Origin of the sequence: Phocaeicola faecium (assembly GCF_014837055.1) — a bacterium.
In the GTDB taxonomy this organism is placed as follows: Bacteria; Bacteroidota; Bacteroidia; order Bacteroidales; family Bacteroidaceae; genus Phocaeicola; species Phocaeicola gallinarum.
Genome location: NZ_JACSPQ010000001.1, coordinates 67311 through 88162, shown reverse-complemented (window position 1 = coordinate 88162; position 20852 = coordinate 67311). Strand labels below are relative to the sequence as shown.

Below are 20852 nucleotides of genomic sequence, written 5' to 3'. Positions count from 1 at the left end.
TGCCTATTCCTTTAGTAAAAGATTGGGAAATAAGAATTTATATTCTCTTAAAACACTACCGTTAGCGTAACTCATCCCATGCGGTAGCGTTTACCAATTCTTCCCATAGAACGCCTCGGTTCTATGGGAAGAATTTTTCAAGTTTAGGAGAAGGATTATTATATTGTAAATCAGACGATTTAAAAAAACACTAAAGAGGGGAATAAAAGGAATTGGCGGATTGGCAAATCAGAAAAGACGCTTCATAATTTGTCAACCCGCCAATAGTATAATAAGGATTAATTCGTTCTTTTCATCTTCAGTTCGTAGAGGTCGTTCCGGCGGTCGCGCAGGTTACGCACACTGCCATACGTATGCAGCTCGCTCAGCAAATCCAAGTCTACGTCTGAAACCAGAATCATTTCGGTGTTCGGAGTGGCCTCCGCACGGCGTCCGTCGGTGGGGAAAGCGAAATCGCACGGCGTAAACACTCCCGACTGGGCGTACTGGATATCCATGTTATGCACGCGCGGAAGGTTGCCCACGCTACCGGCTATCACCACAAAACATTCGTTCTCAATGGCACGCGCCTGCGCACAGACCCTTACGCGCGAATAACCGTTCTGCGTATCGGTAAGGAAAGGAACGAAAAGGATTTGCATCCCTTGATCTGCCATCAGGCGCGACAGTTCGGGGAACTCCACGTCGTAACAAATCAGCACACCGATTTTCGCACAGTCGGTATCGAAGGTTTGCACACGCTTTCCGCCGCTCAGTCCCCAACTCTTTACTTCATCGGGTGTCACATGAATTTTCTCATACATCTCATACGTTCCGTCACGGCGGCAGAGGAAACCTACGTTATAAAGCGCATTGTCTTCTTTCTTCACATACGGCATACTGCCGGTGATGATGTTGATGTTATGTTTGATGGCAAGGGCTATGAAGCGGTCTCTCACCTCCTCGGTGTACTGCGCCAGCGCACGGATGGATTGCGCCTCGCCCATGTCGTTGAATTTCGCCATCAGCGGAGCGTTGAAGTATTCGGGGAACAATACGAAGTCGCTTTTGTAACCGGACACGGCATCAATGAAGAACTCAACCTGTTCGAACACGTCGTCAAGCGTTTTATACGAACGCATCTGCCACTGAACCAACCCTACACGCACCGTCGTCTTGCGGTCGACGTAAGAATCCGTAGGCGGCTGATAGTAGATGTTATCCCACTGGAGCAGCGTGGCACAATGTTTTGACTCTTCATCGTTGGGCAGGTAATTGCGCATCACACGGCGCACGTGGAAATCGTTCGAAAGCTGGAAGGTAAGCACGGGGTCGTAAATCTCGCGCGAACGCACCTTTTCAATGTATTCCTTCGGGCGCATCTTATCGGCATACTTGTAGTAGTTCGGGATTCGCCCGCCAAACATGATGGCTTTCAAGTTGAGCTTTTCGCACAGTTCTTTACGATACTCATACATACGACGTGCCAAACGCAGCCCACGGTATTCGGGGTGAATGAACACCTCGATGCCATACAGGATGTTTCCTTTCGGATTATGCGTGTTAAAAGTTTCGTTTCCGGTAACTTTCGCATAGGTATGGTCGCCCTTCACCATGTCATAATCTACGATGATAGACAGCGCGCAGCCTACGATTTTGTCATCTACCACGGTTACTATCTGACCTTCGGGGAAGATGGTTATCAGCTTTTTGATTTGTTCTTTCGTCCAAAACACATCTTTATCGGCATACACGCGCGTAAACGATTGGGAAAGTTGTGCATAATCCTCCATCTGAAGATTGCGCAACTCTACCTTATTAATCTTATGTATCGGTTCCATAATGTTTTATTTGTTTGCAATTCGGATGCAAATGTATAAATTAAATCAACACCATATACCCGCAAATAAAAAAACTGTTCCCCGGCTCACGCCGGAGAACAGCCACAACACAAACACAAAATAAAACACGACAAAACTACTATGCAATCAGCACCCTCCGTCCCTGTTTTACAGAGGCAGAAAGCATTAGCCTATATTCACATACGTGCGAATGCTCTAAATGCGCTGCATGATACTAACGTTTTGATAAACGTTTTTGTTCAACTATTCTTTAATTTTTTACATTACTCCTGTTTCGCGCAAGTGTAACTGCCAGTTCCATGCCGAGCGTAAAGTCTCTTCGATAGGAGTTTCGGCTTTCCAACCCAGCTCTTCGTTTGCGTATGTGGGGTCTGCCCACACCTGCTCGATATCTCCTGCACGGCGACCCACAATCTGATAATTCAGTTTCACTCCCGTTGCAGCCTCGAAAGCCTTAATCAGCTCAAGCACAGAGAGTCCGCGACCCGTACCAATATTGAATACCTCGACCTTGCTCTTCTGCTTGTCTTCCAAGATACGATTCATCGCCGTAACGTGTGCTTTAGCCAAATCCACTACATAAATATAGTCGCGGATGCAAGAACCGTCGGGTGTATTATAGTCGTCGCCAAACACGCTCAGTTTTTCGCGGATACCCATTGCAGTCTGAGTAAGATACGGAATCAGATTTTGAGGAACTCCGTTCGGCAGTTCACCAATCAACGCCGTAGGATGTGCGCCTATCGGATTAAAGTAACGCAACAGGATAGCCTGAACCGGAACTCCCGAAGCAATCGTATCATGGATAATTTCCTCATTGATTTGTTTCGTGTTTCCATAAGGAGATTCAGCTTTCTTAATCGGAGCCTCTTCGGTTACCGGAAGTTTGTCCGGCTGTCCGTAAACGGTACATGAAGAAGAGAAGATAATGCCTTTCACTTCATGTTTCGGCATCAATTCCAACAAGTTAATCAGTGAAACAATATTATTCCGATAATACAGCAAAGGTTTCTGAACCGACTCACCAACTGCTTTACTTGCTGCAAAATGAATAATACCTTTAATTCCCGGATATTTGGCAAATACGCCATCCAACGCTGCATAATCCAAACAGTCTACTTTTTCAAAAGCCGGACGGATTCCGGTGATTTGTTCGATATGGTCAACTACATCGGCGCGGGAATTTGAAAGATTATCTACAATAACAACTTCATAACCACTATTTTGTAGTTCAACGACAGTGTGTGAACCAATATATCCGGTTCCTCCTGTAACCAAAATTCTCTCTTTCATAATTTTAAGGTATTTTCTATTAAAGTAAAAATGTTTTCTTTGGAACAAAAATACGCATAATAATTGAGAATATTGTATTCCGACAGTTTAAAATAATAAAACAAGCTGTTACAAAAACAGGCTTTTCGAACGGACACGTATAACTTTAGTTCCTGAAAGAACGTGCCGCCGTCTTCTTCAAGACAAGTCATAAAAAAGCCCGTCGCTTCATTTGAAGGACGGGCTCACTATTTTTCTAAAAAAATCTGACTTTATAAAATCAGCATCAGAAATACAGATAACGATTATCTACCACACCTGCGTTCTGATACAAATCATTGATCAGCTGTCGTGCTACAATGTTTGCAGCTGTATTTGACAGGGTTTCTTCTTCTTTCTTTGCATCAAATTCTTCTGTGCCATTCTCTTTGCCGTAAACCTGAATCATATAGACTCCTGCATTGCCTTTGATAGGAGCGCTGGTCTGGTTTACCGCTGTTTTTGCAGCTACTGCGCTAACTGCCTGTTCGCTTCTTCCGGTAGCGGCAATGTAAGCCGATGCAGAGAAGGTTACATGTTTTACCGTATCGCTGACAGCATCTTTCATTTCTTTTACTTGAGCAACAGAATTAAAGTTTTTCATTTCGCCCATTATCTTTTCAGCTTTCTTGTCGCGACGGATTTCATCTTTCAACATGTCTGCTACACGGTTGATGTTGCGATAACCGGCTTTGTTTACTCTTTCAAGAGCTACTACCATCAGGTGGTCGTTTTCTCCACATTCATACAAAGGAGATACTTCACCCGGTTTAGCATCGAACACCCATTTCAAAGCTTCGCGAGTAGATTTTATACCGCCTACATTATGTTCTGCACTTGAGAAATCCGAACGCGGAATCAATGAGTAACCACTTTCTTCTACATTCTTTTCAAGCGACTCCAATGTAGTATTTTGAGCTACAAACTGGCTGAACTTGTTATATGCAGCGTTATAAGTTTCTTTGCTGAATTCAACCGGACGTTTTACTACTGCCACTTTATATTTAGGCTGCATACTCTTCTTATTCATTACCTGAAGAATCAAGCGTCCCTGTCCGATTTCAAGATTAGCAAGTTCGTTTACCGGCTGCGAAATCAATGTGCTGACATATTTGGCATTTTCTGCGTCTAAATCCGCACCTTCCCAGCTACGTGCGCTTATCCAAGCTGCTTCACCCGGCTGGCCGTAAATTTTTGCCACTTCAGCAAAGTCGGCTCCGCCTTTCAGTGCATTATAAATACTGTCTGCCAATGTTTTTGTTTTGTCTATCGTTTCGCTATATACCTGAATCTGGCGTACTTGAATTGAATCGGGGGCCGTAGTCTTGGAGATAATCTTGAAAGTATTGTAAGAATCGTCAGACTGATTGTAATACGGACCATACACTTCATTAACTGAAGCCGAATCCAAGCGTGCAGCTACATCCAACGGCAATACAGACTTGTTTACCGGAATATCTGAATAATTTACAGAAGAACCGTTAGCACGAACAAATGCTGCATAATCGGAGTTTGTTTCTGACAACTGATTGCTGGCAGTTGTTACTTCTTCCAACACAGCCTGACGGTCGGCATCCGACGGAACTACGTGTACGTCAATGTAACGGATGTCACGGGTTTCAACCAACTGTTTGAACTGTTCTTTCTTTTCGTTATACAGTGCTTTTACTTCATCATCGGTTATCTGAATCGTAGAATCATTAATAGAAGTATAAGGAACTCCGGCAAGTAACATATCGCTTTGTTCTGTACGTGACTTGAAAGCATCTTCTGCCGAAACAGGATTTGAAATCAAAGATTTTACGATTAAGTTCTGATATTTTTCAGCCAACGTAGATTGTGCCAGTGTTTTTTCCACAAACTGCCAGAATGTACCTAATTTCTGATAGTATTCTACATACTGAGCAGGCATTTGACTTTTGCCTAAGTTTGCATAATCTACCAAGAATTTTTTCAGCATATCCTTATCAAAAGCTCCGGTTTGGGGATTACGGAACGGGGTTTGAGCCAACAGCGGATGAGTACCTTCATCGATGATAGCCTGAATTTCTGCCTTCGTAACCGTCAAGCCTAATTTTTCGGCCTGTGCTGCGATAAGCTGATTTTCTACATACGTTCTCCATACTTGGTCTTTCACGCCGGTTAGTTGTTCGTCAGACAAAGAGTTCAAACCGCTTGTAAGTTTATACACTTCGCTGAGTTCTTCCACCATTTTCTGATAATCTTGGGCGGATAGTGATTCACCGTTTACCTCTCCAACGTTCTGCGCTCCCTGATGCGGTTGGAGTATCTTCCAAGCATCGCCTGCTATAAAGGCAAAAAGGGCGAGACCAATTACAATGACCAATAAAGGTCCTTTGCTTCTGATTGTTTGTAAAGTTGCCATTTAAAGTTATTATTTTTTGTTTATTGTTTTTTATTAGTTTGCACTTTAGCGCACGAAGATACAAAAAATGCCGTTCAGTCACTATCTTTATGCCGAAAAAAACGTTTATTTCTCGATTTTCAGTTTAACAAGTTCGATTTTTGTTGCTGTAACCTTGATTATTGTAAACTTAAACTTGCCGCCGACAAGTATTACTTCATGGACTTTCGGGAAACTTTGATATTCATTCAGTATCAGTCCGCCCACGGTTTGGTATTCATCGCTTTCGGGCAAATCCAAATCAAATTCTTCATTCGCTTTTTCTATTTCCAACCTGCCTGATAAAATATATTCGTCCGGCCCTATGGCTTTCGCTATGTTCGAGTTTGTATCGTGTTCATCTTCAATGTCACCCAATATTTCCTCCATCAAATCTTCCATAGAAACAACTCCCGACGTACCGCCAAACTCATCAACAACCACAGCCAACGAACGATTCTTCTGCAAAAAAAGCTGCATTAACTTGTGGGCGCTCATCGTTTCCGGCACAATGGGAATCGGACGTATACTTTTATGCCAATCGCTCTGATTCTTAAACAAATCGGATGAATGTATATAACCTATTATCTGGTCTATGCTCCCTTTATATACGATTACCTTACTGATGCCGTGCGCTATAAAAGCATTCTTCAGTTCATCTAATTCCACATCCATATCAACCGCAATAATCTCGGTACGAGGAACCATGCAATCGCGTATTTTGACATTCGAAAAATCAAGTACGTTTTGAAATATTTTTATTTCAGGGTCGATTTCATCGTCATTGGCAGAATTATCTATACTACTTTGAATAAGGTAATCTAAATCGATCTTCGTGAAAGCCTTTTCAGAATGCTCTCTATCCACTCTCACACCAACAAACCGCAATACGCCTGCTGACAAGCGAGCGGACAAGCGACTGACCGGATAAAGTATCAGGTAACAAAAATAAGCAGGCAATGCACAAACCCGAAGCATCACCTCCGGATTGATTTTAAATAAGATTTTGGGCAAGAACTCTCCGGTAATCAGAATCAGACAAGCAGCAATGAGAATTTCAACAATAAGCATCACCGCATCGTTTGTAACGATTCCTGCCAAGAAATAGTTTTCGAGAATTTGCGCCACTAAAAAGCCGTAAATAACAAGTGCAATGCTATTGCCCACCAACATGGTGGAAATAAAATCATTAGGATTACGATAAAAAACAGATAAAATTTTCCCCGATAACCCTTTTCCCTTCCCCATCTCAAAACGCAATTTGTTGGAAGAAATAAAAGCAATCTCCATGCCTGAGAAGAAAGCTGAAAAAACTATGGATATAATTAATTGTGTAACAAATTCCATCATCGCATATTTTATACTAACCTACGGCAGCCGTATCAGTAGGGGCAGTATCTTCCACGGTAAAAATACCGGCATTATTAAATATCTGGTACTCGGTCATTTCTTGGTTCGATTCAAATCCATAACCGGTAAGTATTCTTTCGGGCTGTTCGATACGGATAAACTTATCGGAATATATCTTTTCCCTATCCTGATCCCAATACATCAGTTCCGTATCAAACTTATCTCCGCGCTGACTTTGTATATGTACGTTTCCACGCAGCTCCCATATTTTTTTCTGCTCGTAATAATACGCCGTATCTGCCTTGATGCTGGCGTCTACATGGAAAAGAGTATCGAATTTCTCCAAATAAACACCCTTTTCAAATGCCCAGAAAGGTGGATTCCGCTTACTATACACCAACCATTCTTCCGTAACAATCTTATAACGTATCATACCGGAGTCTGACACCCAGCTCGTCACACCTAAAGTACGCATATCCGGCAGAGAGTCATCTTCATTGATTGCCTCAGCCATGTTTTTATCCTTGCCTCCACAACTCGGCAAAAAAAGAAGCATAACAGCCGCCCATACAGCGACTGTTATGCTAATTATTCCTCTATACAGATTAATCTGTCTTTCTGACATAAGTTATCTGATGGTTGTTGTTTCGCCTATCCAGCCACCAATGGTCACAGAATTACCTTTCTTTAATCCCAAGAAGAACAAATCTTCGTCACCGGGAGTGTGGGCAGAATAAGTATTAATCAGTTTTTGTGCCTCTTCCGCTACGCTGGGATCAACACTTTTCGCACGCTGCAATTTATCGATGGCAGCAAAATAAGTACATTTGTTCAATGCCGGTTCGTCCGTCCAGTTAGGGCTTGACGCATACATCTGAGCAATCAGAATATATGCCTTACCGCAATCATTCTTAAACGAAATAGCCTTATTAGCATATTGTTTTGCCTTGCTCAACTGTTTTTTACTGAACATAACCATCGCAGCACTGTAACAATAATCGGCTTTCTTTGCCACATCTTGTTCCAGATTGATTGCTTCGTCAAAGTAAGTTATACTCTTGTCGATATCCCCCTTTTTGAAATACATATAACCGCAACCCGCTGCCGTAGCCGCTGTAGGTTCAATGGCATGAGCAGCTTCAGAAGCAGCGAAATAAGCCTCTTCTTCAGTACATTTCAGCAACTGCATAACCGTAATCACCTGTTTCAGGTAATCCAAATTTGTTTTGTTCTGTTCTACTTTCGGACCATAAATGGCTTGCAGGTTTCCACATGTAGCCGCTCCACTGTTAATGAAATAAGCGTCTACATTATCTTTTGCGGTTTTAAGCAACTGCTGGTCTCTTTTCTTGGTAGCCTTCTTATAAGCCTCATCGGCATACGATGATGCCGTCAGATAATCTTGGATAAACTGTTCTTTATGTGCATTGTCAACTTTCAGTTTCCGAGATGATATATCCATCAAGTCTTGAAACATAAAATAGTCTGAATTAGCTTTTTCCAAATCCACGGCTTCTTTTACCATTTCATAGGCTTTGTTTACATCTGCATTTGCACCAGAAAAAACAATATAATCATGAGCTTTCATGCCAAGTATCGATCCTTTGGTAGCCGGAGTTTTAACCAACTTGTTCAACTGGTCGAGATACTTGATACGCTGATCATGAACAGCCATCAATTCATCAAGATACGCCTTTTGTTGCGCTCCATCTTTCGATGCGGCAATCAATGCACGTAAAATCTTAGCTCCGTTAGTATACGTACTTACCTGAGCCACGGGAGCTTCGGTAAATACTGCTTTCCACGGCTTATAAGCATCTTGGAAATTATCAGTCTTTACATATTCGCTGTAAATACTGATATTCTGCAGACAACGGACACTATCTTCTCCATGTCCAAATCTGGAACCGTCTTCCACTCCTTTTTGAGCAAAAGAAGCTGTTGCACCGAATGACAGCACACACAGCATTGTAAACATCTTCATTTTCATCGTATATAAGATTTATTGTTCATTGGGCCTTTTATAGTTTAATTCACTCTCCATTTCATAAACCAGCGTTCGTTAAACGTCAGCCCCAATTTAATAACAAAACGGTTTTCTGAAAGCATTCCCGTAACAGAGGGCTTTACACGAACATACTGTCCTGTAATACTAAGGATGCTGTTACGTTGATACAACTGCAACGGCAAACCAAATCCTGCACTCACGCCAAACTCTGTCGCGCCGTCAATCATGTTTCCCTGATAAGGCACTTTCACATACGGGGTAGAATAATATGCACCTACCCGGTATTTCATACGAGCCAAATAGCTGCGTCCGATTTCGTTGGGCAAATATTCCGCGCCGAACGCCACTTTCGAACGGTCTTTATACATACCGGTGCGATTGTTATATTTTACGCTACTCCATTTCTGCAAAGTATAATCAGCTTCTACCGTCAACTTCTTTGAGTAGTTCCAAGCCAATCCACCTCCGAAAACATGTGGGATTCCATACCCGTCACGTGCGTAAGACTCGCTGGATTGCAACACAACATAACTATCTGTGGTTCCGCTGCTTGTTGTTTCCTCCGATCTTCCTATCACCTGCGTTCCATACGTATCGGTACAGTTCAACTGATGCCCCATACTGTAAGCAAGTCCCAACGTCAGGCTGTTATTCTTATTGATCTGATGCGTGTATTGCAAACCAAAATCAGCCTTATAGCTTTTTACCGACAGCGTATTGTATACCACCGTACGGTCACCCCCATTACTCGGAATCGCGGCAGACTGATAATCAAACGTTCCATACAGATAGCTGATATTAGCTCCTATCGAAAGGTTATCCAATATTTTAAAGCCTAAGCCTCCCAATATCTGCTGTGTACCTCCCTCGCCAAAAAAGGTATTGGTATTTGTAACCCCGCCGCTGTTTTCTATCTCCGCCGAACGGCTGAAGCTATACCCCACCGTAGAATAAGGTATATAACCTACCGCAATGGCCAAGCGTGGATGCAGACGAAACTGGGCTGCGATATAATCAAAACTTGAATTTTTAGCATTCGATTTAACACCCGCCTCCTGATAGTTAGAACTTTTCAGGGTCATACCCACGTCGAACATAAATGACAGAGAATCAACCGACGTATACGACGCCGGATTCATCGGGTTAATATGTTCACTGGTACGGAGGGCATAACCTACACCTCCCATCGCTGCATTGTTGGTAAATACCATATCCGACAAGTCGCCTAATCCATACCGCGTATAAGGAGAATTCGTACTTGGAGAAGAATCAGAGCTTTGCGCACCGGCGGTAAGAACCCCGGCAGCAAACAACGCGCTGATGAGTGCTCTATTTCTTAACATTATAATTCAATATTCTGTTTAAACCTTTTAATACTAAAAATCTATCTGCAAATATGATACTTTTTAAGTTTGTATCAAAAGAAAATTTATCTCCGCCAGTTAAAAAAACCAAAAGATCGGGATATTTCTTTTGCATGAGCGTAATATAGCCTGCTATTTCAAACTCCATACCTTTGATTACGCCCGAACGTATCGCCGTTTCGGTATCATATCCAAACTCTGGCGTATCGCCATTTCGTTCTATCAGGGGGAGTTTGTCGCAACAAGCATTCAGCGTTTTAAAGCGAGTGTAAATGCCGGGAGAGATATTGCCTCCCCAGTATTGTCCTTGCGCGTCGATAAACTCATAAGTAAGTGCAGTACCGGCATCAATGACCAGCAAGTTTTTGCCCGGGCATAAATAATTGGCTCCCACAACGGCTGCCAGCCGATCCATGCCAAGCGTTTGAGGGGTTTTATAGAAATTACGAATAGGTACGGGGGTTCGATAGTCTAATTCCATGATATCGAAATTCACGCTTTTCAACTGCCTCCTAATCGTATTACTAAGCGTAATCACCGAAGCGATGATACCTCTTTCTATATGGTATTTATGGCAGAGCATGGAAAGCCAGTCTAAAGAGTGGTTAGAACCGCGTAACACTTCTACCACCTTATCGCCGTCGAACACGGCCAGCTTTGCCACCGTATTACCTATATCTATTACTAAATTCACGGTCTTCGTTTGTTTTTATCGTGCAAAGTAACGGAAAAAATAGATATAAAACAAATAAGTTTCTGCCGACCTTTTATTTCTACCTACAGAATCTTGGATTTCTACCCAAACAACCAAGGTTTTCTATGAGCAGCATAGCCCATTCACTGCGTTAGAATAAAAAAGCGAGCCGTCCGCCCTTCGCAAGGCAGACGGCTCCAATCATACTACCGCAAAACTAAAAGAGGATTTTAGTTTTAAAGAAAAATTCACTAAACTATATTGTAACCTAAAGCAAATAACTCATTATCAAAGTGTATAACCGGTCCAGCCGAAATCAAGGGTACAGCCGGTGTTTCCGTCTTCAACGGTTACGGTGGCAGTACATTCGCCACGGTTTACGCTGTTGGTTTCATTTTCGGTTGTAACGCTTATCGTGGTTTCGTTAGCAGCAGTACCATTTCCGTCGGTCAGGTCAACCAAGTCGCCAATCAGTCCTGCACCTTTTACCAGCGCATTGGTAACCGTAGCCGTTGCTCCGCGACGAATCTTGATAGCATCCTGCATTTCACCATCGGTACTCAGGTTTTCGATAGTCATGTTTTCGATACGGAAATTCGACTGCGGAGTGTGTCCCGGATAATCACCGTCCAAGTTACCGTCGGCTTCCACGCCACGCGGGTCTTCTTCTGTGCTGACAAAACCGTCTTCCCATCTTCCGTAGCAATCTTTCAGTGTTCCGCTATATCCTTGCGTAAAGTCGAACATATCGTCATCGCAGTTCACAGCCAACAGTCCGGTTACGTTTACCGAACCGCCAAAGAATTCGATGGCATCATCTGCTCCATTTGCCACATAGATGTTTTCAATCGTAGTACCGCTTCCCACACCGTTCAGGGTCAATCCGTTATGTTCGATGTCAGAGCTTGAGCGTGCTCCGGTGTAAAGCAGTCTCACGTATTTCAACGAACCTGAATTGTCTTCAGCATCCGTACCGCCATACATTTGGTCATTATCTACCTCGGCAGCCGCAGTAGTTCCTGCACTTGCTCCGGAGATAGGTGCTCTACCGTTGATAATCAAGCCACCCCAATAACCTGCTTCGGCAGCCGACTCGTCATCGACGGTAAACGTAATGGGAGCTTCTTCCGTACCTTCAGCCATGATTCGTCCGCCTTGAGCCACCAACAGATAGCTGGCAAAACCTTTCGTAGCGCGAAGCGTAGTTCCGGCAGGAATTGTAAGTGTAGCACCGTCATTAACAATCACCGAACCCGAAATAATGTATTCGGTACTTGCGTTCAGCGTCATATCCTCGTCGATGCTTGCCGGCAAAGTTTCAGTAGCCGGAGTTTCAGTTGTTCCTGAGAAAGCATATCCTGTCCATGCGAAAGCAGACTGGTCAGCACCCGTATTTCCTGCTTCTACCTGTATGCCGTCGTAAGCCGAGCCTTCCGGAGTGTGGACTTCCGAACCCGTAATCGCCGCAGCAAGCTGATTTGTTACGCTCATGACCGTAGCTTCCGCAGCAGCTCCGTTTCCGTCGGTCACGTCAATAAAGTCTGCCACTACACCGTTTCCGGTAACCAACGCATTTTCGATGGTAGCCGTAGCGCCGCGACGCACTTTGATAGCGTCTTGCATTTCCTGACCGGTAGCATACGTAGCGATGGTCATGTTCTGGATGTGGAAATTCGACTGCGGAGTATGTCCCGGATAATCACCGTCCAAGTTACCGTCGGCTTCTACCCCGCGCGGGTCTTCTTCCGTGCTGGTGAATCCTTCTTCCCATACGCCATAGCAGTTATCCAGTGTTCCGCTATACCCCTGCGTAAAGTCGAACATATCATCGTCGCAGTTTACAGCCAACACATTGCTTACATTTACCGTACCTCCGAAAAACTCGATGGCATCGTCAGCACCCTCAGATATGTAAACATTGTTGATGGTTGTTCCGCTACCCACACCGTTCAATGTCAATCCATTGTGTTCGATATCGGCACTTGAGCGAGCTCCGGTGTACAACAATTCTACATATTGTATCGTACCGCTATTATCGGCAGCATCTGTACCTCCATACATCTGGTCATTGTCAACTTCGGCAGCCGCAGTAGTTCCTGCACTTTCGCCTGAAATAGGTGCTCTACCGTTGATAATCAAGCCACCCCAGTAGCCCGGTTCTGCATTCGCCTCATCGTCTACCGTAAATATAATCGGGTTTCCAGCCGTTCCGTTTGCATTGATTGTACCACCCTGAGCCACGATAATGTATTTATCAAAACCTTTTTGAGCCCGAATCGTAGTTCCGGCAGGGATATTAAGCGTAGCTCCATCGGGCACGGTCAGCGTACCTGTCAGGATATATTCTTTCGTAGCATCCAAATCAAGCGTCCCTTCCACCGAGCCGCTCAGCTCAACAGTCTCAACGGTAGTATCGCCGCCTCCTTCACCTCCGTTGGCGGGTTCGTTATCGTCACTACAAGAAGTCAAAACAGGCGCGCTCATCAATGCAGCAAACGCCATAGCTGTCATAAATAACTTTTTCATCTGATTAATAATTTGGGTTTAAAAAAGCATTATAATTTCTTCATTCTTAAAATTCATACGTTACGCCGAGGCTCAATTCCATTCCTTTGCGATATTTACTCAGAATTACTTCCTCGTTGGTATCATTTCCGGTGCGAGTAAGCTGGCGGGCAGAATTAAGCAGGTTGCGTGCTTTCAGTGAAAGTCCGAAGTGATTTCCTATCTTTGCCGATGCCACAAAGTCGAGTGTCGGGATTCCGTTTTCTATGATGTCTTGGAAACCTTCGGTACCGATGGTGTAAATGCGGTCACTGAAGTAATTAAACACCAACGTGGTTGTAAGGTCGCATTTCTTTTTCTGCAAACGATAACTCAAATCAGCATTCACAATCCACGGCGCAGCACCTTCTAACTGAGAGCCAGTAGGGTCGGTAGCCAAAGGCACTTTGGCATGAGTATAGGTATAAGAGCCATTCAAGCCGAAAGACAGCTTGTTTACCCCGTCAGTTATCTGGCGCGAAAACAAGTCTTTCCGGAACTCGATTTCTGCACCTGCCACCGTTGCGTGGTCGGCAATATTTTCATAAGAAAGGAAACCTCCGGCACTGGCTATTTCAATGCGCGAAATCGGGTTTTTAATGTATTTATAGAATCCGCCCACCGACAGCAGTTCGCTGTTCGAGAGATAAAAATCCCATTTCAAATCCACATTATAGTTGTCGGAAGGTTTCAAATCGGGATTACCCTGACTCTTGAAACTGACACTGACATAACGGAAAGGAGATATTTCTTTAGCCTGAGGCAAGGTGTATGTTTTGCTGGCTGCCAGACGGAGCGCATGTTTATCATTAAAATTATAGCGCAAATTCAGGCTGGGCAGTACATAGTTTTTATCAATGCTCCGTTCGCCCTGTGTTCCTCCGCGATTCACATTATAGTTTACATCTATATTTACGTTGTCATACTTTACACCGACGTTTGCCACCAGTCCGTGGGTCAGCTGGTAAGTAGCTTCTACGTATGCCGAATGGATATTTTTGTTCACTCCATACTCGTCGACATTCTTATCTTGAGTAAAAACACCGTCGTCGAGGTTTGTCTGGTTATAATATTCATCGAATGACAAATCTGATATATCAAAAGGCAAACGGCGCACTACCGACAAGTCGTATTCGGTTGCCGAAAAACTATCATCGACCAAGCGTCCCATGTATCCAAAACTGATGTTCGATAATTGGTCGTATTTATCCGGGAGCTTATAAGTCAGTCCGGCACGCAAGTTAATGTCATCCTCATGCAGTTCAGAGAAATAACGTTGCTGCACACCCGTACCGCGCATCGGGACATAGCCTTCGTCTGTCTTAACCAGATTATTAATTCTACGGTCCGGCTCAAGTCCTTTTATCTTATTATAAGATACACCGGCATCCAAGTTCCAACGAGGCGACAGTTCCCATTGCGTTCTCAGCTGATTGACAAACAACAGGTTGTCGTTCGCCTGCTGACGACGCATGAAGCCCTCGTAGGTATCAGACGACTGATAATCGGCATCCATACCCAAATAATCGCCCACCGACTCACGCGAGGCATGTACCATCATGAAGTTATATTGTATGTGGTGTTTGTTGTTATGCCGGTAACCCAAATCTGCCATCACAATCTGCGATGTCTCTACGTTTGATATCTCGCCCTGCATATCTTGCGACAAATCGCCGGAAGTAATCGAATTACGCACCTCCTCATCGTAGTAAGAATAGTTTTTATTGTGATTTGCAACAAGATAGAACGAGAAAGGATTATCGCCCAGCATGATTTCTTTTCCGCCCGACAGCGTGTAACTCTGATTAACCGGCGCACTCTTGCGCGAGGGATCCAACTTATTACGGAAACCGTACACGCCCAAATCGTCTCCCGGCTGTTTGCTGTCGGCAAATCCGAAAGCATTCACACCGTCCATCTTCATAAAATCTGACGACACGACATTCGTGTTTACACCTCCCGAAACGCTTGCATTCAGTTCGCCCATTCCTACCAGTTCTTTCGAAGAGATATTGATATTGGCTCCGCCCACATCAGACAACATACCTCCCCCAAAGGTTTTATTGACATCTACCGACTGGATAATATCGGTCGAGAAAAAGTCCAACGCAATGTTTTTATATTCCGGGTCTTCCGAAGGAATCGGGAATCGGTTCAGCGTGGTAATATTATAACGGTCGCCCAACCCGCGTACAAACACATTCTTAACACCTTCTTGTTTTGAAATACCCGAAATCTTTGTCACAGCTCCTTGTGCATCGCCTACCCCTTTACGGGAAAGCTCTCTCGCTCCTACCGACTGGATGGCTACCACCGATTTTTTCTGTTCCATCAGCGTAACACTTTCCGATTCGCGGTTCGCTTTTGCCACAACAGTTACGTCTGATAGCATCTGTGCATCCGAATGTAACTCAAAGTCGAGCGTAGTCACTTGGCTGTTTTCTATTTTAATCTGCCGTTTAACAACGGTCTTATAACCCACATATTTAATTTCTATATCATAAATTCCATCTTCCACGCCTGAAAGCTGAAAATTACCATCTATATCCGTCACGGCACCAATGCTACTACCAACAATCCGCACGGTAGCTCCAATCAAAGGTTCTTTCGACTCATAATCTTTAACACGTCCTCTTACATTTACATTCAAATCTGCGGCAAACAGGTCTGTTGCAATGACCGACATAAACGCCGCAGCTCCAATCCATAGTTTTGCTTTCTTCATCTGAAACAGGTCTTTTGTTTTCGGTAGCAAAAGTCTACTTTTCCGGTTACACAAAAACAACAACCCCGTGAAAAGAGGGATACAGCCAAGTTACAATGCAATTAACGATGTTACAATAGCAAAACAATCATGAAGATACAGTTAAGAAATAGAAGAAAGAATTACAGATTTCATATTTTTTCCGTATATTCGCAATATACTGCTATCAAACAAACTATAATTACATACTTTCTATGAAAAACACTTTACTATGGATACTTGTCGCTTTAATGTATCCGACCATATCGTATGCACAAGAAATTACCGGGACATGGCACGGTAAATTAAATGCCGGACGACAACAACTGGAAATCATTTTCCATTTCGGCAAAACGGATGACGGAAAGAACTCTTGCAAGATGGACATTCCGGAGCAAGGCGCACGCAATATTCCGGTTAACCTGTCGCAACTGACCAAAAGTTCCGTCAGCTTAGAAATCCCCGCCATAAACCTTGCATACTCCGCTACATTGGAAAACGATACGCTGAAAGGCACTTTCAAACAAAACGGAATGACTTTACCGCTTAACCTGACATCGGGCGAAGCTAAAAAAGCCAACCGCCCCCAAGAACCTAAAGAACCTTTCGATTATAAAACGGAAGAAGTAACATTTACTAACGCTGCCGACAATGCGACATTAGCCGGTACTTTGACTTACCCCACGGAATATACCGAAGGGAAACAGGTACCCGTAGTTTTAATGGTGACAGGCAGCGGTGCACAAAACCGCAACGAGGAACTGTTTGAGCACAAACCGTTTCTGGTTATCGCCGATTACCTTGCCAAACAGGGTATCGCTTCGTTACGTTACGATGACCGAGGGGTAGGAAAATCTACCGGGAACCCGTCGGCTTGTACTTCTGCCGACTTTGCCAACGATGCAAAAGCGGGACTGGCATGGCTCAGAAGCAGCAAGAAGTTCGGGAAAGTAGGAATATTGGGACACAGCGAGGGAGGCATGATAGCTTTCATGATAGGAGCAGACAAGGAAGCCGACTTCATAGTCAGCATGGCAGGGTCTGCCATCAAAGGAGATACGCTGATTGCCGAACAGCAGAATGCCATCTTGCGTATCAACGGAATGCCTGCAAACCGCACAGTGGAACAGGTTAGGGAAGAAATTGCTGCGAAGCCTAAAAACGCATGGTTGGATTACTTTCTGAATTACGACCCTACCACCGCCATCGCAAAAATAACTATCCCCGTAATGGCTATCAACGGCAGCCACGACATGCAAGTGCTGCCCACGAGCAACCTGACCGTCATTAAAGGATTATTGAAAAGCAAAAACGAGAAAAACTTCTTTAAAGAATATCCGGAACTGAACCATCTGTTCCAGCATTGTAAACTTAACAATGCGCTGGATTATTACAAGATAGAGGAAACATGTTCGCCCGAAGTGCTTTCAGATATCGCAAATTGGATAAACAGTTTATAATCAAACAATTCCATTTAGCTGTTCATCGAAAAAAATTCATGCGGTAGAATGTCCTTACTCATGCGGTAGTTTTCCCTTACACTACCGCATAAGTAAGAAGGTTCTATTCGTAGCGTTTGAAGAGGGGGCTTGATGCGACTCAAGGTATTTTTATTATCAATTTTTATACACAAAATTTGCACATTCCAAACCAACCATTTATATTTGCAATATTGACCGCCGTAGGAACGGCAACACAATAATTATATATATGAATCATAGCTTCGTTCATAATTCAAAGAATCTACATGCAATGCGTGAAGGAGGAATATAGGCTGTTCCGCCCTACTCTTTTTTTACATTGCACGATGTTCTTTGAATCATTGAACAGCCCCGGCAATTCATGGGTTTAGTGTGACCTTATGAATCATGGCAGCCGGAAAGCCGGGCATCTTTTCTGCCCCGATGAGTCTTGACGACGCATCGTTCATTAGTACGCATTCCGTTCGGAATGCTTTTTTATTCACCTAAAACATTTGAAGCTATGACAACAAACCATGATTCTTTTACTTACAAAGGTTATTCTTACCTTATTCCTACCTGCTGCAACAGTAATCCCACCATCCGTTTTTCAGGATTTAAATTAGAATCAGGCGAGCAGTCTTTTTCGGGAAGCGAACATGAAGAACGGATGTTTATCGTTTCGGATGCTGACAATGATTGCAGACTCTCTATCCGAATGGACGAAACCGACTGCGGGGATGACTTAAACGCTACTTACGAGGTAACATTCCACATTTACCGTGTAGGAGAAGAGTTGCCCGTGCTGACGGTTACCGAAGCAATGCAAACCGGATATTACTTTGAAGCCAAGTTTCCGCCACTGACACAGCCATTGGATGCAGGAGCTTATTTTTTACTGTTTGATGCGGCTTTAGAGGATAACGACCTGACACTTGAATGGCAGGACGGACGATTATTTCTTCCGTTCTTTATCCTGAAAAGCAGAGACAAGTCGACACTTCCTGCCGTTGAAACAGCGAAAGCCGTCCGCCCGCAAGATGAATGCCGGACGCAGGGTTATACTTCGGGAACGTTGCGATTGCAGCTCCAACTGGCTCACCCTATCCGGGAAATGCACGAACTGACCGCCATTTGTTATACCGAAGACTGGGAGTTTGTAGCCTGCGACAAACGGCTGGTCACCCCTCGTAAATGCTCCCAAACGACACGGCATTTTTGTTTCCGCTGGAGCAAAATCTGGATGGCGGGACGCTATACGGCTATCCTGATGTATAACCGCGAACCGTTTGCCGCCATCGATTTCAGCTATCAGGGTAAAACGGTTACCCCCTGCACGTGTCGTCCTCTTTCTGCTCAGGATGTCGCTTATCATGTTGCCAAAAATAATCGGGCAACGGACGGCAACACGCCGGAGTTATTACATAAATGTATCGGTCTCGCCCGGTTGACTCCTTACCTGACCAACCTGTTGCGCATAAGCGAATACAACCGGTTTTGCGAAAATCAACAGTTGGCGGCACTGAAAGTAAATCCTTACGTGAGCATCAGCTCACTGACTACTTTTCGCGCCAAGCAAGTAGCTTTCTGCCTTCCTAAACTGTCGGGATACCAGATAAGCGAATATAAACAAACAGACTGTGCCCAATGGGTGAAGGACGAGGCACCGGAAAGCCTGTTGGAATCGCGCAAGGAAGTTGCTTTTACGCTGTACAACGTCGGAATCCTCTGCTCCGAAAAAGGAGCCGGGTGTTTGGCAGCCTTAGAGAGTGCCGTAAAAGAAACCGGTGTGTACTGGGCACTGACCCTTTGCGGCACTGCGGATGAAATCAAACGCCTATTCGCCATCTCCCCCACTTTAGAGCAGTACGTCTGTCCGGAATACCGCATCCAAATCGGGCTTCCCTCGGCAGCCGAAGTGGTACACCTCATGCAAGACCAATTAGGTGAAGCAGGTATCTCGTTGGATTCCGAAGCCGAAAACCGGCTGGCGTTGCAGGTTTACCGCCATATTGACAACATCAACACATGGACACAAAAGGAGATGCGGTGTTTCGTCATGCAAGGAATGGTAAAACAGCTCAGGCAGCGCATTTATACGCATTTCATAAACGGTAAGGAAATAAAGCAAAGCAACTTGGGGGTATTAAGCGCAGCAGACATATCGCTGGATGCATGGTTAGCCAACCGAAAAGAATATGCTTTTCACGGAAACTGTACCGACATCGAACAGTCATTCGCTGAAAGCATGAACCGACTAAACGAAATGGTAGGCCTCCAATCGTTGAAAGATACACTCTCTGCCATTTTCTGCCGGATACGTTTTAACGAACACCGCAGCCGGCTGGGACTTCCTGCCGAAGCGCACGGTGCTTACCACTTTATTTTTACGGGAAATCCCGGAACGGGGAAAACTACCGTGGCACAACTGCTGGGGAAGGTATTCCACGCACTGGGCATTCTGTCGAAAGGCGAAGTCATTACCACCGGACGCAACGAACTGGTAGGAACTTACATCGGTCAGACGGAAGAGAAGGTAAACAAGCTGTTGGAACGCGCACGGGGTAACGTACTCTTTATCGACGAGGCTTATAATCTATATACAGATTCGGACGACCACCGCGATTATGGCAGCCGTATCATAGAGGGGCTGCTCCCCGTACTTGCCGAGCCTCATCCCGACATGATAATCGTACTGGCGGGATATGAAGACGAAATGGAACGGATGTTGCAATCCAATCCCGGACTAAAGGGACGATTCTCTTACCGTCTTCACTTTGAAGATTATTCTGCCGATGAGCTGATGCAGATAGCTGCCCGATTCTTTAAACGGAACGATTACCTATTATCAGACGAAGCGGAACAACTGTTGCGCGAAACCGTAGCCCAAACATTAGCCGCCAAAGACCGTTGTTTTTCTAATGCACGCTGGATAAATCAATTCATTGCGTCAGGCATCTTGCCGGCTATGGCACAGCGCGTCATGCAACAGCCTTCCGGCGACGCCGAGCTTTACCGCACCATCGAGCGCAGTGACATCGAACAGGCTATCGGAACTCTGCAACCCAAAGCAACGATAAAAATAATGCCCCGCCGACGAATCGGATTCAGGGCATGAAGTTAAAGTCTCTCG

12 protein-coding genes and 1 pseudogene are annotated in these 20852 nt (G+C 44.5%); 2 read left to right on the top strand and 11 right to left on the bottom strand.

All coding sequences use genetic code 11. The annotated features are described in order from the left end of the window. Positions 1 to 278 precede the first annotated feature (278 nt). The 11 genes and pseudogenes from H9626_RS00335 to H9626_RS00290 form a co-directional block, all read right to left on the bottom strand. Positions 279 to 1820, bottom strand: coding sequence for a carbon-nitrogen hydrolase family protein (locus H9626_RS00335; RefSeq protein WP_191709209.1), 1542 nt, complete (start codon positions 1818 to 1820; stop codon positions 279 to 281). Positions 1821 to 2099: 279 nt separating this feature from the next. Next, positions 2100 to 3134: a UDP-glucose 4-epimerase GalE gene (galE, locus tag H9626_RS00330; RefSeq protein ID WP_178256338.1), complete on the bottom strand. Its 1035-nt coding sequence runs from the start codon at positions 3132 to 3134 to the stop codon at positions 2100 to 2102. Positions 3135 to 3399: 265 nt separating this feature from the next. Next, positions 3400 to 5538: a SurA N-terminal domain-containing protein gene (locus H9626_RS00325; RefSeq protein WP_191709207.1), complete on the bottom strand. Its 2139-nt coding sequence runs from the start codon at positions 5536 to 5538 to the stop codon at positions 3400 to 3402. A gap of 105 nt (positions 5539 to 5643) precedes the next feature. After that, positions 5644 to 6903 (bottom strand): hemolysin family protein, encoded by a 1260-nt coding sequence (locus tag H9626_RS00320; protein ID WP_191709828.1) that lies wholly within the window; start codon positions 6901 to 6903, stop codon positions 5644 to 5646. A gap of 16 nt (positions 6904 to 6919) precedes the next feature. Continuing rightward, positions 6920 to 7531 carry an LPS export ABC transporter periplasmic protein LptC gene (lptC, locus tag H9626_RS00315; protein WP_191709205.1) on the bottom strand — a complete coding sequence of 204 codons (612 nt, stop codon included), beginning with the start codon at positions 7529 to 7531 and terminating at the stop codon, positions 6920 to 6922. 3 nt (positions 7532 to 7534) lie between these two features. After that, positions 7535 to 8896 carry a tetratricopeptide repeat protein gene (locus H9626_RS00310; RefSeq protein WP_178256341.1) on the bottom strand — a complete coding sequence of 454 codons (1362 nt, stop codon included), beginning with the start codon at positions 8894 to 8896 and terminating at the stop codon, positions 7535 to 7537. Positions 8897 to 8934: 38 nt separating this feature from the next. Further along, a complete protein-coding gene (gene bamG, locus H9626_RS00305) occupies positions 8935 to 10257 on the bottom strand; it encodes a BamG family beta-barrel-assembly machinery protein (RefSeq protein ID WP_191709204.1) in 1323 nt (440 codons plus the stop codon). Further along, positions 10244 to 10972 (bottom strand): type III pantothenate kinase, encoded by a 729-nt coding sequence (locus H9626_RS00300; RefSeq protein ID WP_191709202.1) that lies wholly within the window; start codon positions 10970 to 10972, stop codon positions 10244 to 10246. The genes bamG and H9626_RS00300 overlap by 14 nt, the downstream gene beginning before the upstream one ends. A 288-nt stretch (positions 10973 to 11260) precedes the next feature. Beyond that, positions 11261 to 12262, bottom strand: coding sequence for a beta-helix domain-containing protein (locus H9626_RS15550; protein ID WP_497801152.1), 1002 nt, complete (start codon positions 12260 to 12262; stop codon positions 11261 to 11263). A gap of 54 nt (positions 12263 to 12316) precedes the next feature. Continuing rightward, positions 12317 to 13498: pseudogene (locus H9626_RS00295) on the bottom strand (beta-helix domain-containing protein); the annotation flags it as partial. A 46-nt stretch (positions 13499 to 13544) separates the two neighbouring features. Then, complete coding sequence (locus H9626_RS00290; RefSeq protein WP_178256344.1) at positions 13545 to 16241, bottom strand: TonB-dependent receptor; 2697 nt, start codon at positions 16239 to 16241, stop codon at positions 13545 to 13547. A 233-nt stretch (positions 16242 to 16474) separates the two neighbouring features. Here H9626_RS00290 and H9626_RS00285 point away from each other — a divergent pair, with 233 nt between their 5' ends. Together H9626_RS00285 and H9626_RS00280 are read left to right on the top strand one after the other, a co-directional pair. Beyond that, the gene (locus tag H9626_RS00285; RefSeq protein ID WP_178256345.1) at positions 16475 to 17719 is read left to right on the top strand and encodes an alpha/beta hydrolase family protein; all 1245 of its coding nucleotides are present in this window, start codon (positions 16475 to 16477) and stop codon (positions 17717 to 17719) included. A 523-nt stretch (positions 17720 to 18242) separates the two neighbouring features. Beyond that, a complete protein-coding gene (locus H9626_RS00280) occupies positions 18243 to 20837 on the top strand; it encodes an AAA family ATPase (protein ID WP_191709201.1) in 2595 nt (864 codons plus the stop codon). Positions 20838 to 20852 lie beyond the last annotated feature (15 nt).